This window comes from Novosphingobium aquae, assembly GCF_037572715.1.
Taxonomy (GTDB): Bacteria; Pseudomonadota; Alphaproteobacteria; order Sphingomonadales; family Sphingomonadaceae; genus Novosphingobium; species Novosphingobium aquae.
This window is the reverse complement of record NZ_JBBHJY010000001.1, coordinates 386,645-400,584: the sequence shown is the minus strand read 5'-3', so window position 1 is coordinate 400,584 and position 13,940 is coordinate 386,645. Positions and strand designations below refer to the sequence as shown.

The window sequence follows — 13,940 nt, the reverse complement described above, 5'->3', positions numbered from 1 at the left end:
CAGCGATCCCGGCCTTCGCCGGGACGACGGATTACCGCAATCACTGCCCCGCCTCCCGCAGTTTGGTGAGCAGCCTGGGCACGTCATCGGCGGTGATCACTCCGATGTGCTGATGGCGGATCACACCTTTGCCATCGATCACGAAGGACTCCGGCACGCCCGCCGAGCCAATGCCGACCTGCACCACGCTGAGGTTATCCGCGCCGATCCGAGCGAACGGATTGCCGTTGCGCGCCAGAAACGCGGCGAGTTCCGGCTTGTGATCGCGCACCGCAACGCCGTGAATTTCCACGCCCGCATCCTTGAGCGCGGCCAACTGCGGCGCCTCGACCGCGCAAGGCACGCACCATGAAGCAAAGACATTCAGCAGCCGCGGCTTGCCGATAAAATCAGCGCGGGCCAGCCCGGGGCGATCGTCGCTCGCCGCTGCAAGGTTGAATTCGGGGAGCGGCTGGCCGACAAACCGGCTGACCACGTTCTTGTTCGCCGGCCAGAACAGCCCGGCGAGGACGAGCGCGATGAAGGCCGTGAAAAAGCCGAGCGGCAACCACAGCGCCCAGCGCGGACCGTTTGCCGGAGCGGCTTCGGGCGCGCTCATCGTCCCTGCCTTTGCCGGCGATAGGCAATCTTGCCTCGCGCGCTGATCCGGCGCAGGTCACTCGCCACACGGCCAATGAGGGCAAGCAGTCCGCCAAGCGCGACGAGGATGCCGCCAAACCAGATCATCGGCACAAATGGCTTCCACCACAGGCGAAGCTGCCAGCGGCCGTCTTCAGCTTCTTCGCCCAGTACGGCATAGAGCTGCCCGTTCCAGCGGGTGACGAGCGCGGATTCGTTAGTTTGCTGCGGCGGCGTCCAGAACGAACGCGACTGCGGATGAAGCAGGATCGGTGCAGAGCCGTTGTAGCTGGCTTGCAAACCAGCCTCAATCGCGGTCCAGTTCGGCCCGGCGACTGGATCGATTGCCTTGAGTTCGATCTCCCAGGGACCGACCGCGACCTTGTCACCCACGTTCACCGCAACCAGTTTTTCGGTGGTAAATGCGCTGTCACTCGCCATGCCGAACAGCGAAACCGCGATGCCGAAGTGGGCGAAAACCATGCCCCAGAGCGGCAGCTTGACCTGCCTGAGCTTGCGCGCCCGCAGTGGCAGCAGGCTGGCAATTCCGATCGCCGGAGCCAGAGCCAGGCCGATGATCGGCAGCACGTGCGACGGCGCGAGAACTATCGCGACGACAAGACCGGCAAGCCCCAGAAGCAAAGGGATAATCAGTGCCTTGCGCACTCGCCCAAACGAATCCCTCCGCCAGCGGAGCAAGGGTCCGACTGCCATGACGATCAGCATCGGCACCACGAAAATGGCGGTAAACGGATTGAAATAGGGCGGCCCGATCGAGACCTGCTGCCCCAGCGATTCCGCCAGCAATGGATAGAGCGTGCCAACCAGCACGATGCCGAGAATGCACGACAGCATGACGTTATTGAACACCAGCGCAGACTCGCGGCTGACAACCGAGAACCGCTCGCCCTCGCTCACGGTCGAGGCGCGCAAGCCAAATAGAAGCAGCGCTCCGCCGATGTAGATCGCCAGCAAAACGAGGATGAAAGCACCCCGCTTGGGATCCACGGCAAATGCATGGACCGAGGTCAGAATGCCAGAGCGGACGAGGAACGTCCCGACCATCGACATCGAAAATGCCACCACGCCCAGCATCACCGTCCACGCGCGCAAGGCATTGCGCGATGCAAGGACCGAGCAGGAATGAAGCAGCGCCGTTGCAGCGAGCCACGGCATCAGCGAGGCATTCTCAACCGGGTCCCAGAACCACCAGCCGCCCCAGCCAAGCTCGTAATAGGCCCAGTACGATCCGGCGGTGATGCCCAGCGTCAGGAATATCCAAGCCGCCAGCACCCACGGCCGCATAGCGCGGGCAAATGCGGGCGAGACCTCACGGGTGATCAACGCGCCGATGGCGAAGGAAAAGGCGATCGAGAGCCCGACATAGCCGATGTAAAGCGTTGGCGGATGGAACGCGAGACCTGGGTCCTGCAGCAGAGGATTGAGGCCCTTGCCCTCCGCTTCCGGCACCATGCGGGTAAACGGGTTCGAGGCAAACAGCAGGAAGACATAAAAGCCAAGGCTGACAAATGCTTGTCCAGCAAGAGTCGCCAGCATAGTGCGTTCGGGCAGGCGCCGCTCCACCAGCGCGACAACGGCCCCGGCGAGGCCCATCACCGTCACCCACAGCAGCATCGAGCCTTCGTGGTTGCCCCATGCGCCGGCGATCTTGAACATCATCGGCTTGGCGGAGTGCGAATTGGCATAGACCAGCTTCACCGACAGGTCGGTCTGCGCGAAGACGATCAGCAGCGCGGCGAAGGATGCGAGGCCCAGCACGCCCTGCACCACCGCCACCGGACGGACGACGCCGCCCATAGCCTCACCCTTGCGGGTGAGCGCCATGCCGCCGGCGAACAGTTGCAGCGCAGCCAGCGCAGCGGCGAGCCACAGCGCGGCAAGGCCGGATTCTGCTGTCACTTGGTTTCTTCCACCGTCTTGCGCGCCTGCGCCTCGGTCATGGCCTTCATCTCACGCGGCACATATTTCTCGTCATGCTTGGCGAGCAGATTGTCGGCCACGAAAGTACCGTCCTCGCCCAGCTTGCCTTCAGCCACGACGCCCGATCCTTCCTTGAACAGGTCAGGCACGATGCCTCTGAACCGCACGGGGACGCGGGCCTTTGTATCGCCCACCACGAAGGCGATGGTCACGCCGTCGGCCTCGCGCTTGTAGCTTCCCGTCTCGACCATGCCGCCCAGTCGCACGGCCTGATCGGGAGTGGGCGGCTTGGCGGCGATGTCTGCCGGCAGGTAGAAATAGGAGGCATTGCTCCGCAGGCCCCAGATCGCCAGCAGCGCTGCGCCGATCAACGCGACCATGGCCAGCACAACGAGGACCAGCCGCTGGTGCTTGGGCTTGAGGGCAGCGGTCATCGGTCACGGCTCCGGTCGCGGCGGGCCTCGGCGGCGCGCATGGTCAGCCAGGCCCAGGCGGTCAGGCCAAGGACGCCCGCCACGCCAACTGCGTAGGAAGCGATAACGAAGGTCCAGTGATCGAGGTTTTCCTGCATTATCCGTCCACCATCGCCTTGCGCCGCAGCCGCGCCTGCGCCTGCATATCGGCCAGCAGCGCCCGCATCCGGGCCAGCACCACACCGCCGAACAACAGCGAAAAGCCCAGCGTGGCGATCATCAGCGGCACGAGAAAATCGCTCGCCATGGCCGACTTGCCCATCGAAATGCTCGGCGGCTGGTGCAGGCTGTTCCACCACAGCACCGAATAGTGAATCACTGGAATGTTGACCGCACCGATCAGCCCGAAGATCGCCGGAATGCGCGACTGGCCATTGCCGTCCTGCGCGGCGGCCGAGGATAGCGCGATGTAGCCGAGATAGAGGAACAGCAGCACCAGCATCGAGGTCAGCCGCCCGTCCCACACCCACCAGGCACCCCATGCGGGACGGCCCCAGAGCGAGCCAGTGACAAGACAAAGCGCGGCGAAGACTGCTCCCGGCGCCGCGGTTGCACGAGCTGCGATTCCCGCGAGCGGGTGGCGCCAGACGATCTCGACCAGACTGGCAATCGCAATCGCCGTCCAGCCGCCCATGCCGAGCCATGCCGTGGGAACATGCAGGTAAAGAATGCGGACCGAATCGCCTTGCAGCGCATCGGCCGGACCGACGAAAACACCCCAGGCCATCGCACCGAAGGCCAGCACCAGTCCGGTCACCAGCAACAGCGGCGTCAGCCACCGGGCAAGGCGCAGGAAACGGGCGGGATTCGCAAAGCCGTGCATAACAATGCGGCCATTTGGCAGGGTGATTGCTCGCCCGCAAGCGATAGCTTGCAGCGGATTGTATCAGACCTGAAAGATCAGCGCCCGATCAGCCTTTGCGCCATCGCATCGGCCACCTGATCGGCTGGCTGGCCGCACGCATCGCTCTCACGCCAGATGGCTTCGAGCCGCAGCGGAATCTCTTCGAGGCGCTCCATTACCTCGGCCCGCGTACACGGTTGGCCCTTTTCGCGCGCAAGATATTCGAGGGTTACGGCAATGATGCCGCCGCCATTGATCACATAGTCGGGCGCATAGAGGATGCCGCGGTCGTGGAGCATCGGACCGTGCTTTGGCCGGGCGAGCTGGTTGTTCGCCCCGCCAGCAACGATCGGCGCCTTGATCCTCGCAATGCCGCCGTCGTCAAGGATCGCGCCGAGCGCGTTGGGGCTGAAGACATCGCATTCGACGTCCATGATCGCCCCGGCATTGACCGCCGTGCCACCAAGTTCCGCAGCGAGTGCGGCGACGCGGTCGACATTGACGTCCGCCAGCGTGAGCTTCGCCCCTTCAGCGGCAAGTAGCCGGGCAAGTCCGCCGCCGACGCTGCCAGTGCCCTGCACCGCAACATGAACGCCCGACAGATCATCGCGGCCCAGCTTGTGGCGCACCGCCGCCTTCACACCATAGAAAATACCGCGTGAGGTAAACGGCCCCGGATCGCCGCCGGCAAGATCGGGATCGGTGGCCGGCAGGCCGCAGACGTGGCGCGTGCGCTGGTGGATCGCCACCATGTCCGCTTCTGACATGCCGACATCTTCAGCCGTGACATAACGCCCATTCAGCGCAGCGATGGCGTCGCCAAATGCAGCGATCATTTCGGGCGTCTTGGTGCGGTTTTCGTCAGCCAGAATCACCGCCTTGCCGCCGCCCATCGGCAGACCGGCCATGGCGTTCTTGTAGCTCATCCCGCGCGACAGGCGCAGCGCATCGCGAAGCGCGCCCGCGCCGTCAGCATAGTGCCAAAACCGCGTACCGCCGGCGCCCGGCCCCAGATGCGTGGAATGAAGAGCGATGATCGCCGTCAGGCCTGAAGCGCGATCACGCACCACCTGGACCAGTTCGTGATCGTCGAAGTCAGGTTCTTCCCAGAATGCAGGCACGCGCTATCTCCCTGTGCAAGGGGACACGTGCCTGGCTGGGGAAAATGGGGCGACCGATGGGGTTCGAACCCACGACCTCCGGTACCACAAACCGGCGCTCTAACCAACTGAGCTACGATCGCCATAAAGCCGCCAGCGCGTGCCTTGCGGCGGCGCTGTTAGGCATGACCGGAGCCGCTCGCAAGCAGTATCCGGCGCAGGCGCGGCCTCTTGCACAGGCAGGCCGGATTGGGAAGTGAAATCTTCGCAGCAAGCTCGTTCGCGCAACATAATTACGTGAGCGAATTTGACCGGCCTGCCGATGCGCCCTCGCGAATCTGTCTTGGGATATTTCGCAAGTGCAGCATCAAAGGCATTGGCAATCGCGTTTCATTCATGCATCACTTCGGTGACAGGGAGCAGCCATGCCGCCATCGGGGTCTGTGAATTTCGACGAAATGCTGGACGAAGGCGGCGCGATTCGTCCTGCCTACGCGGACTTCTGCAACTGGTTCAATCAACAGGACCCGTCCTGGCTCAAACGCCAGAATGTTGAGGCGGAGCGCTTCTTCCGCCGCACCGGGATTACCTTCAACGTTTATGGCGAGGCTGCCGGCGAAGAGCGGCTGATCCCGTTCGACATGATCCCGCGGATCATCACCGCCGGCGAATGGCGGCAGCTGTCCAAAGGCATCGAGCAGCGGGTTCGCGCGCTCAACGCCTTTCTGCACGACCTCTATCACCGCCGCGAGATCATCCGCGCCGGCAAGTTCCCTTCCCGCCTGATCGAGCGCAACAGCGCCTTCCTGCCCGAGATGGTCGGCTTCACCCCGCCCGGCGGCATCTATACCCATATCGTCGGGATTGACCTGATCCGCACCGGCCCCGGCGAATTCATGGTGCTGGAAGACAATGCCCGCACGCCCAGCGGCGTTTCCTACATGCTGGAAAACCGCGAGACGATGATGGCAATGTTCCCCGAACTGTTCACGCAGGTTCGGGTGCGTCCGGTGTCGGACTATCCGCGGAGGCTGGCGCGCAGCCTTGCCGCCTGCACCCCCCGCCGGGCGAGCGACCGGCCAGTGGTCGCCGTGCTGACGCCGGGGATCTACAATTCCGCCTATTTTGAACACGCGTTCCTTGCCGACCAGATGGGTGCCGAACTGGTCGAAGGCAGCGACCTGCGCGTTGTCGATGGTCGCATCGCCATGCGCACCACCTGCGGATACGAACCGATCGACGTGCTCTATCGCCGCGTCGACGACGAGTTCCTCGATCCGATGACCTTCAACCCGAACAGCGTGCTTGGCGTGCCCGGAATCATGGACGTCTACCGCGCCGGCGGCATCACTATCGCCAATGCGCCCGGCACCGGCATTTCCGACGACAAGGCGATCTATTCGTTCATGCCTGAGATCGTCGAATTCTATACCGGCGAGAAGCCGATCCTGCAGAATGTACCGACCTGGCGCTGCGCGGAGAAGGATTCTCTGGCCTATGTGCTCGACAATCTGGCCGATCTGGTGATCAAGGAAGTCCACGGCTCGGGCGGCTATGGCATGCTGATCGGGCCGACCGCGACCAAGGCCGAGATTGCCACTTTCGCCAAGAAGTTGCGCGCCCGGCCGGACAATTTCATCGCACAGCCCACACTGGCTCTGTCGACAGTGCCGATCTTCACCAAGGCCGGGCTCGCCCCGCGCCATGTCGACCTGCGCCCCTTCGTGCTGATGTCGCCGGAGGGGATCGACATCACGCCTGGCGGCCTGACCCGCGTGGCGCTCAAGAAGGGTTCGCTGGTGGTGAATTCGTCGCAAGGCGGTGGCACCAAAGACTCCTGGGTTCTGGAGGACTGACGGGTGCTGGGACGGACCGCAGATGGCGTATCGTGGATGTTCCGCCTGCTTGAGCGGGCAGAGAATACCGCGCGCTTGCTCGAAACCGGCTTCCGCCTCGCGCTGACCCGCGGGCAAGGCGCGGCGCGCAGCGAATGGCAATCGGTGCTCGTCACCATCGGCCAGTTGGAGACTTACCGCGCGGCGCATGGCGAAGTGACCGGTCCGCACGCGACCGACTGGATCCTGCGCGGGCGCGACAATCCGGGTTCGGTGCTGCGCATGGTCGAACAGGCACGGTCGAACGCACGTGCAGTGCGCACCGCCCTCACCCGAGAGGTCTGGGAAGCGACGAACGAGGCATGGATGGTGCTCAGCGAAATGCTGGCGCGTCCGGTGAAGCCCAACTCTCTGGGCGATGTCCTCGCCGCGATTCGCCGGCAGTCGACTTTGGTGCGCGGGTCGATGGACGGCACCATGCTGCGCAACGATATCTTCAACTTCGCTCGCATCGGCACGTTCATCGAACGGGCGGACAACACGGCGCGTATCCTCGACGTAAAGTATTACGTTCTCTTGCCCTCGGTCTCGCTGGTGGGATCAAGCTTTGACAATGCCCAGTGGGACACGGTGCTGCGTTCGGTATCGGCAGAGCGGGCCTATCGCTGGCTTAACGCGGGCGAGATCGATCCTCGCGGCATCGCCGATTTCCTCATCCTCGACAGCCGTTTCCCGCGCAGTCTGGCATCCTGCTACACCAAGCTGGAAAGCAACATTGCCGGACTCGCGCGGCAGTACGGAACGCACGTCGGCTGCCATGATCTGGTGGCCGATCAGGTCCGCAAGCTGCAGACGGCAACCATCGAGTCGATCATCGACTTCGGCTTGCACGAATTCATCGGCCAGTTCCTGGCGAGCAACCGGCGCGTGGGCAATGCCATCGCCGCCGACTACAGGTTTACTGACTGATGCGCCTCTCCGTCCGCCATTCCACCCGCTATACCTATGACGAGCCGGTCGCCCACGGCCTGATCCGCCTGCGGATGCGGCCCAAGCCGACGCATGGTCAGCACGTGGTCGAATGGACCATGAACCTCGACGGCGCCCGGATGGAAACCGAATTCGACGACCATCACAGCACCCACGTCGCGTTGGTTTCGATCGTTCCGGGTGTGCCGGTGCTTGAAATCACCTGTTCGGGCATAGTCGAGACAGCTGACCGCTCTGGTATTGTCGGTCCGCACATCGGTTGCATGCCGCTGTGGGCCTTCGCGCGGCAGACGACCATTACCCGGCCCGGGCCGCAAATGAAGGCAATTATCGCTGCCTGCCAGCCCCAGCACGATGACCGGCTTGCCATGCTGCACACGCTTTCGCAGACAACATTGGCGGAAGCGGTCTATGAAACCGGGCACACAAGCGTCGGCACCACTGCCGAGGAGGCGCTGTCCGCCGGCCGCGGTGTCTGTCAGGATCACGCGCACATCTTCATCGGCTGTGCCCGCGCGCTGGGCGTGCCGGCACGTTATGTCAGCGGCTACCTGATGATGGACGACCGGATCGATCAGGAAGCGACTCACGGCTGGGCCGAGGCCCATATCGATGGCCTCGGCTGGGTCGGCTTCGACGTATCGAACGGCATTTCCCCCGATGCACGCTATGTCCGAGTTGCCACCGGATTCGATTACCGCGATGCCGCTCCCGTCACCGGACTGTCATGGGGTGGAGGAAAAGCCGCCTTGGCGGTCACCCTCGCGGTTGAACATCAAGCCGCCCAGCAGTAACGGTCAGGCAAAGAGGGGTTTGGGCCGTGACCTATTGCGTTGGAATGCTGATCGACAGCGGTATCGTCATGATGAGCGATACGCGCACCAATGCGGGCGTCGATAACGTTTCCACTTTCCGCAAGATGTTCCACTGGTCGGTCGAGGATGACCGCGTGATCACCCTGCTGACCGCCGGCAATCTGGCGACGACGCAGTCGGTGCTGAGTCAGCTTGAAGAGCGCAACAAGGCCCCGGCCGAACGGCACAATTCGCTACTGGAAGCGCCGACCATGTTTCAGGTCGCCACCCAGGTCGGCAAGCTGCTCAACGATACGATCGCGGCGCAGCGGGCGGAGCATGGTCAGGAAGGCTCGGACAAGATGTTCCAGGCCTCGATCATCGTTGCTGGCCAGATCAAGGGCATGGAGCCGCGTCTGTTCCTCGTCTACCCGGAAGGCAACTTCATCGAGGCGAGCTTCGATACGCCTTATTTCCAGATCGGCGAGACCAAGTACGGCCGCCCGATTCTGGTGCGCGGCTATTCGCGCGACATGAGCTTCGAGGACGCAATCAAACTGGTGCTGGTCAGCTTCGATTCGACGATAAAGGCCAACCTCAGCGTTGGCCCGCCGCTCGACCTGCTGGTGATGGAGCGCGACAATTTCTTGCCAGTCCACCGCCGCCGGATCGGGGCCGACGATCCCTATTTCCGGGCGGTTTCGGTCGGCTGGGGCGAGGCGCTGCGGCGCGCGTTCCATGACTTGCCGGACTATGAAATGGCCGACGAACACGCCCCCGTTCCCTAGCCGAAAGCGACCTTTAAAACAAAAAGGGCGGCCAATGGCCGCCCTTTCGTATTCCGGATAAAGGAATAGCTTACTTCTTGAGCGTGAGCCCACCGAAGCGCTTGTTGAACTGTGCAACGCGGCCGCCGGTGTCGAGCTGGCGGGTGCCGCCCGTCCACGCCGGGTGCGAGGTGGGATCGATTTCGAGCACCAACGTGTCGCCTTCCTTGCCCCAGGTGGAACGAGTTTCGAACACGGTGCCGTCAGTCATCTGCACCTTGATCATGTGATAGTCGGGGTGGATATCGGCCTTCATCGTCTCACACTTTCGCTGTGGCCGGTTCCGACCGGCCTGAAATGGAAGGCGCGCGCATAACCATGCCGCGCCTGTTTGTCCAGCCTTGAAGCCGGAAAGCTCAGCTATCCGCGATCATCGCGGTGAAGTTGACCTCGCAGGTCACCTTGCCGTTGACCGAGGCCTTACCCCAGAACTTGCAGACGCGGCTGCGCTTCTGGATGAAGCCGGCTTCTAGGTCGAGCAGCACGCCGGGTTCGACCGGAGCGCGAAACTTCGCCTCTTCGATTGCCATGAAATAGACCAGCTTGCCGGTTCCGGCGAGGCCAAGCGTCTCGATCGCGAGAATGCCGGCAGCCTGAGCCAGCGCTTCGATCTGCAGCACGCCCGGCATGATCGGACGGCCCGGGAAGTGCCCCTGAAAAAAGCCTTCGTTGAAGCTGACCGCCTTGACCGCATGGATCTGGCCGTCGGCGACAAGGCTGACCACGCGGTCAACCAGCAGCATCGGGTAACGGTGCGGCAGCGCCGCGAGGATGCCGGTGATATCGAGCGACTTGCCCTCAACCGGCGTCGGTGTTTCCTCGCTCATGGCGCTGCCCCTACCCTTATCCTTGCCGAAAAGCCTTAGCGGCCCTTGGTCTTCTTACCGGTCGTCGGGGCCGGAGCCGGGGTGACGGCAGCAGCCGGAGCGCCGCCCTGCTGGGCAGCCTGCTGAGCCTTGGCTTCACGCACTTCGCGCGGTTCCCAGCCAGCCGGCGGCACCAGCTGCGCCGAAGGCAGCGCGGTGTTCAGCTCGGTCAGGATTGCCTGATTGAGGTTGTAGGCGTTGGTCGTGGCAACCACAGCCGATGGGTTGAGTAGCAGCGTGATGCGCTGCTTGGTCATCGCAGTGTTGATCGCGGCGTTCAGCTTTTCGCTAATCTGTTCCTGCACATAGGCTTCCGAATAGGACACCGGCTGGAGCAGACGCTGCAGTTCCTGCGTGCCGCTGGCTTCCATCGCCTGGATCGCCTGCGCCTGCTGCGCGAGCGCCTGCTGGTTGGCATTGGGGGCTGCACGATCGGCATTGAAACGGGTGATCATCGGCGTGATCTGATCGGTGATCGCCTTGCGACGTGCCTCGGCGGCGTCATAGGTCGCCTTGTAGGTGACGGGACGCTGGGTCTGGGCGGTCTTGAACGCGTTCGAATTGACGACGATCAGATCGATGTTGGCAATGCCGATGCCAGGCACAGTGATGCCGTTGTTGGCGGGTGCTGCAACGGGAGCGGCAGGGGTCTGCGCGATTGCCGGCTGGGCGATGGTCAGCGCCACGGCAGCGACGCTGGCGGCCTTGAGGAGGGTTTTCATCAGAATTGCGTTCCTACGTTGAAAGTGAATGACTTGGTATCGTCACCAGGCTGCTTGAGCAGCGTCTTGGCAAAATCGAGACGGAAAGGACCGAACGGCGAGTTCCAGTTGAACCCGATGCCGATGGCGACACGCGGCTTCCAGCTGTTGCCTAGGAAGAATTCCTTGAACGCAGTATTACCGCCCAGCGCCGAGTTTGCGGAGAGATTCACGCCAGTCGGGGTGCAAACAAACGAGGTGTTGGAGTTGGTCGCGTTCGTGGTCTGCGACACAGTAGCCACTTCGCAGGCGCCCGTGGTCGTGTTCACCACCGTCGTGTCGATCTGCGAATAGAGCGGCAGACCGGTCGACGGATCGCGGGTGGCGATGAACACCTGACCGCTGGGGTTGTCGATAACGCCATCGTTGTTGAGATCGGCGGTATCGATCAGCGACGGTGCCTTCACGCTCCATACAGCACCGGCATCGAGGAAGATCGACGGACGGATACCCATTTCGCGCGCGCCCGAACCCAGCGGAATTTCGAGCTCCATGCGGCCGAGGTAGTAGTAACGACCACCGATTGCGTCGTCCTGCCAGGTATCGCGGTCACCCGACACACCGCCGGCTTCGAGATAGGTCTGGCCCTCGGTGCAATCCTTGATCGACGCCGCAGCCGTGCGGATGGCAGCCGTGCCAGCAGTGGTCGTGGTGGCTGGAACCGCCGGGGTGAAGCAGTAATTACCGGTGCTGAATACGCCCGGCGTATCGACATAGGTCTTGCGCAGAACGCGCGGGCCGACGCCGCGGATGTCAAAGCCGCGGATCTGCGGTTCGCCAAGGTAGAAGCGGTCGGTCAGGCGCACGTCGCCGCCGTTGCTCAGCCCCTTGATGATGCCGCCTTCGCCCGAGATCGAGAAGATGAAGCCCTTGCCAAGCGGCCAGTACTTCGCCGCATTGATGGAGAGACGCGCGTATTTCACCGAACCGCCGAGGCCAGCAAATTCGCCAGTGACCGAGACGGTATGGCCGCGGCTCGGGCGCACGCGGTTATCGAGCGTGTCGTAGATCCAGGTCAGGCCGAAGCTGGACGTGGTACGCTTGCCGATCGCGTCGCACAGGTAGCGCCCGGCGAGCAGCGGATCGCAGGTGCCGCCCGAATAGAACTGGTTCTCGTCCAGCGTCACGTCGTCGATGTTGAACGTGTAGCGACCGACAAGGCTGGTATACTCGGTCAGCGGCAGGCCGGCGCGCATCTGGAAGCCGGTCGTGGTCTGGCCATAGAGCGTGTTGCGATCCTGGCCAGAGAAGTTAAAGTTGTTGTAATCGCGGCGATAAATGTCCGCGCCGAACGAGATATTGCGGTCGAACACGTAAGGTTCGGTGAAGCTGAGCTGGGCCGACTTCGAATAGCGCGAATAGCTGACGGAAGCGCCGACCGTCTGGCCGCGGCCACGGAAGTTGCGCTGCTGCACCGAGGCCTGAAGGATGAAGCTTTCGATCGACGAGAAGCCGGCCGAGAGCTGGAGTTCGCCGGTCGGCTTTTCCTCGATATCTGCCTTGAGCACGACACGGTCAGGCGCGGAGCCCTGCTCCTGCTTGATCTCGAACTTTTCCTGGAAATAGCCGAGCGACTTGATCCGGTTGGTCGAACGCTTGACCTGCAGCGAGTTGAACGCATCGCCTTCCGAGAGGCGGAATTCGCGGCGGATCACCTTGTCCTGGGTCAGCGTGTTGCCGTTGATCTCTACCTTCTCGACGTAGACGCGCGGCGCCTCCGCGATCTGGAAGTTGATCCCCATGGTGAGGTCTTCCTTATTGCGGTCGTAGTTGGGATTAACGTCCGCAAAGGCATAGCCGAACGCGCCGGCCGTCTGGTTCAGCTTGTCGATGGTATCTTCGACGAGCTTGGCGTTATACCAATCGCCCTTCGCCATCGGCAGCTGTTTGGCGAGCGCTTCGCCATCAAAGTCGCGCAGCTGGCTTTCGACCTTCACATCGCCGAACTTGTAGCGCTGGCCTTCTTCCACCACGTAAGTGATGATGAAGTCCTTCTTGTCCGGCGTCAGTTCGGCCACGGCCGAGATGACACGGAAATCGGCGTAACCCTGAGTCAGGTAGTACTGGCGCAGCTTCTGCTGGTCATAGGCCAGACGATCCGGATCGTAGCTGTCCTTCGACGAGAACAGGCGCCAGGTGCGGCTCTGCTTGGTCAGCATTTCGCCGCGCAGTTCGCCGTCGTTGAACTTGTCGTTGCCGATGATGTTGATCTGGCGAACCTTGGAGCGCGGACCTTCGCTGATTTCGAAGACGATATCGACGCGGTTCTGGTCAAGCATGACCATCTTCGGTTCGACCGTCGCGGCGAAGCGACCCTGACGCTTGTAGAGTTCGATGATGCGGGCAACGTCGGCACGCACCTTGGAACGGGTGAATATCTGGCGCGGGGCCAGCTTCACTTCCGGGGTCAACTTCTCTTCCTTGAGGCGCTTGTTGCCTTCGTAGATGATGCGGTTGATGACCGGGTTTTCCTTGACCTGCACGACCACGTTGCCGTTGCCGTCGCTGCGCACCTGAACGTCGGCGAACAGCTCGGTCGCGTAAAGGTCCTTCAGCGCCTGGTCGGCGGTGGCCTGTGTATAGGGCTGGTTCAGCCGCAGGCGGACGTAGGACAGGATCGTGTCACGCTCCAGCCTCTGGTTACCCGATACGTCGAGCGTGCGGATCAGCTGCGGCGCAGGGGCTTCAACCACTGGGGCTGCCGGGGCTGGCGCAGGAGCAGCAGCAGGGGCCGGCGCGGCCTGGGCAAAGGCCACGCCCGGAAGGCCGGCCAGCACAGTCGTCGCCAGCAGGGCAGCAAGCCTGCCCTTTTGAGTGTGCGCCGATTGGGGGAAATTCGTCTTAGAAGCCATAGTCCGTCCCATCATCGACACACCGTATTCCGATCAATT

The 13,940-nt window shown here is 62.8% G+C and carries 14 protein-coding genes and 1 tRNA gene; 4 read left to right on the top strand and 11 right to left on the bottom strand.

Features of this window, described 5'->3' with window-relative positions:
• Positions 1–40: 40 nt before the first annotated feature.
• From WG900_RS02185 to WG900_RS02155, 7 genes are all read right to left on the bottom strand, one after another.
• Positions 41–598: a redoxin family protein gene (locus WG900_RS02185; RefSeq protein ID WP_339964337.1), complete on the bottom strand. Its 558-nt coding sequence runs from the start codon at positions 596–598 to the stop codon at positions 41–43.
• A complete protein-coding gene (locus tag WG900_RS02180; RefSeq protein ID WP_339964334.1) occupies positions 595–2,538 on the bottom strand; it encodes a heme lyase CcmF/NrfE family subunit in 1,944 nt (647 codons plus the stop codon). Before WG900_RS02180 ends, WG900_RS02185 begins: the two co-directional genes overlap by 4 nt.
• Complete coding sequence (gene ccmE, locus WG900_RS02175; protein WP_339964333.1) at positions 2,535–2,993, bottom strand: cytochrome c maturation protein CcmE; 459 nt, start codon at positions 2,991–2,993, stop codon at positions 2,535–2,537. The genes WG900_RS02180 and ccmE overlap by 4 nt, the downstream gene beginning before the upstream one ends.
• Positions 2,990–3,130 (bottom strand): heme exporter protein CcmD, encoded by a 141-nt coding sequence (locus WG900_RS02170; RefSeq protein ID WP_339964332.1) that lies wholly within the window; start codon positions 3,128–3,130, stop codon positions 2,990–2,992. The genes ccmE and WG900_RS02170 overlap by 4 nt, the downstream gene beginning before the upstream one ends.
• A complete protein-coding gene (gene ccmC / locus WG900_RS02165; RefSeq protein ID WP_339964331.1) occupies positions 3,130–3,855 on the bottom strand; it encodes a heme ABC transporter permease CcmC in 726 nt (241 codons plus the stop codon). The genes WG900_RS02170 and ccmC overlap by 1 nt, the downstream gene beginning before the upstream one ends.
• 77 nt (positions 3,856–3,932) lie before the next feature.
• Positions 3,933–4,997: a Leu/Phe/Val dehydrogenase gene (locus WG900_RS02160; RefSeq protein WP_339964329.1), complete on the bottom strand. Its 1,065-nt coding sequence runs from the start codon at positions 4,995–4,997 to the stop codon at positions 3,933–3,935.
• A 45-nt stretch (positions 4,998–5,042) separates the two neighbouring features.
• Positions 5,043–5,119, bottom strand: a tRNA-His gene (locus WG900_RS02155).
• Between the two features lie 282 nt (positions 5,120–5,401).
• On the opposite strand from WG900_RS02155, the gene WG900_RS02150 reads away from it, so the two are divergent.
• The 4 genes from WG900_RS02150 to WG900_RS02135 are packed head-to-tail and all read left to right on the top strand — an operon-like array spanning position 5,402 to position 9,383.
• The gene (locus WG900_RS02150; protein ID WP_339964327.1) at positions 5,402–6,832 is read left to right on the top strand and encodes a circularly permuted type 2 ATP-grasp protein; all 1,431 of its coding nucleotides are present in this window, start codon (positions 5,402–5,404) and stop codon (positions 6,830–6,832) included.
• 3 nt (positions 6,833–6,835) lie between these two features.
• Positions 6,836–7,780 (top strand): alpha-E domain-containing protein, encoded by a 945-nt coding sequence (locus WG900_RS02145; RefSeq protein ID WP_339964325.1) that lies wholly within the window; start codon positions 6,836–6,838, stop codon positions 7,778–7,780.
• Positions 7,780–8,595, top strand: coding sequence for a transglutaminase family protein (locus WG900_RS02140; protein ID WP_339964323.1), 816 nt, complete (start codon positions 7,780–7,782; stop codon positions 8,593–8,595). The genes WG900_RS02145 and WG900_RS02140 overlap by 1 nt, the downstream gene beginning before the upstream one ends.
• Before the next feature lie 26 nt (positions 8,596–8,621).
• Entirely contained in the window at positions 8,622–9,383 is a 762-nt protein-coding gene (locus WG900_RS02135) for a proteasome-type protease (protein ID WP_339964321.1), read from the top strand.
• A gap of 70 nt (positions 9,384–9,453) precedes the next feature.
• Here the strand turns inward: WG900_RS02135 and rpmE are convergent, their stop codons facing one another.
• From rpmE to bamA, 4 genes are all read right to left on the bottom strand, one after another.
• The gene (gene rpmE, locus WG900_RS02130; RefSeq protein ID WP_310533661.1) at positions 9,454–9,678 is read right to left on the bottom strand and encodes a 50S ribosomal protein L31; all 225 of its coding nucleotides are present in this window, start codon (positions 9,676–9,678) and stop codon (positions 9,454–9,456) included.
• Between the two features lie 100 nt (positions 9,679–9,778).
• A complete protein-coding gene (gene fabZ, locus WG900_RS02125; protein ID WP_339964320.1) occupies positions 9,779–10,249 on the bottom strand; it encodes a 3-hydroxyacyl-ACP dehydratase FabZ in 471 nt (156 codons plus the stop codon).
• Positions 10,250–10,284: 35 nt separating this feature from the next.
• A complete protein-coding gene (locus tag WG900_RS02120; RefSeq protein ID WP_339964319.1) occupies positions 10,285–11,010 on the bottom strand; it encodes an OmpH family outer membrane protein in 726 nt (241 codons plus the stop codon).
• Positions 11,010–13,901: an outer membrane protein assembly factor BamA gene (gene bamA / locus WG900_RS02115; protein ID WP_339964318.1), complete on the bottom strand. Its 2,892-nt coding sequence runs from the start codon at positions 13,899–13,901 to the stop codon at positions 11,010–11,012. Before bamA ends, WG900_RS02120 begins: the two co-directional genes overlap by 1 nt.
• Positions 13,902–13,940: the final 39 nt, after the last annotated feature.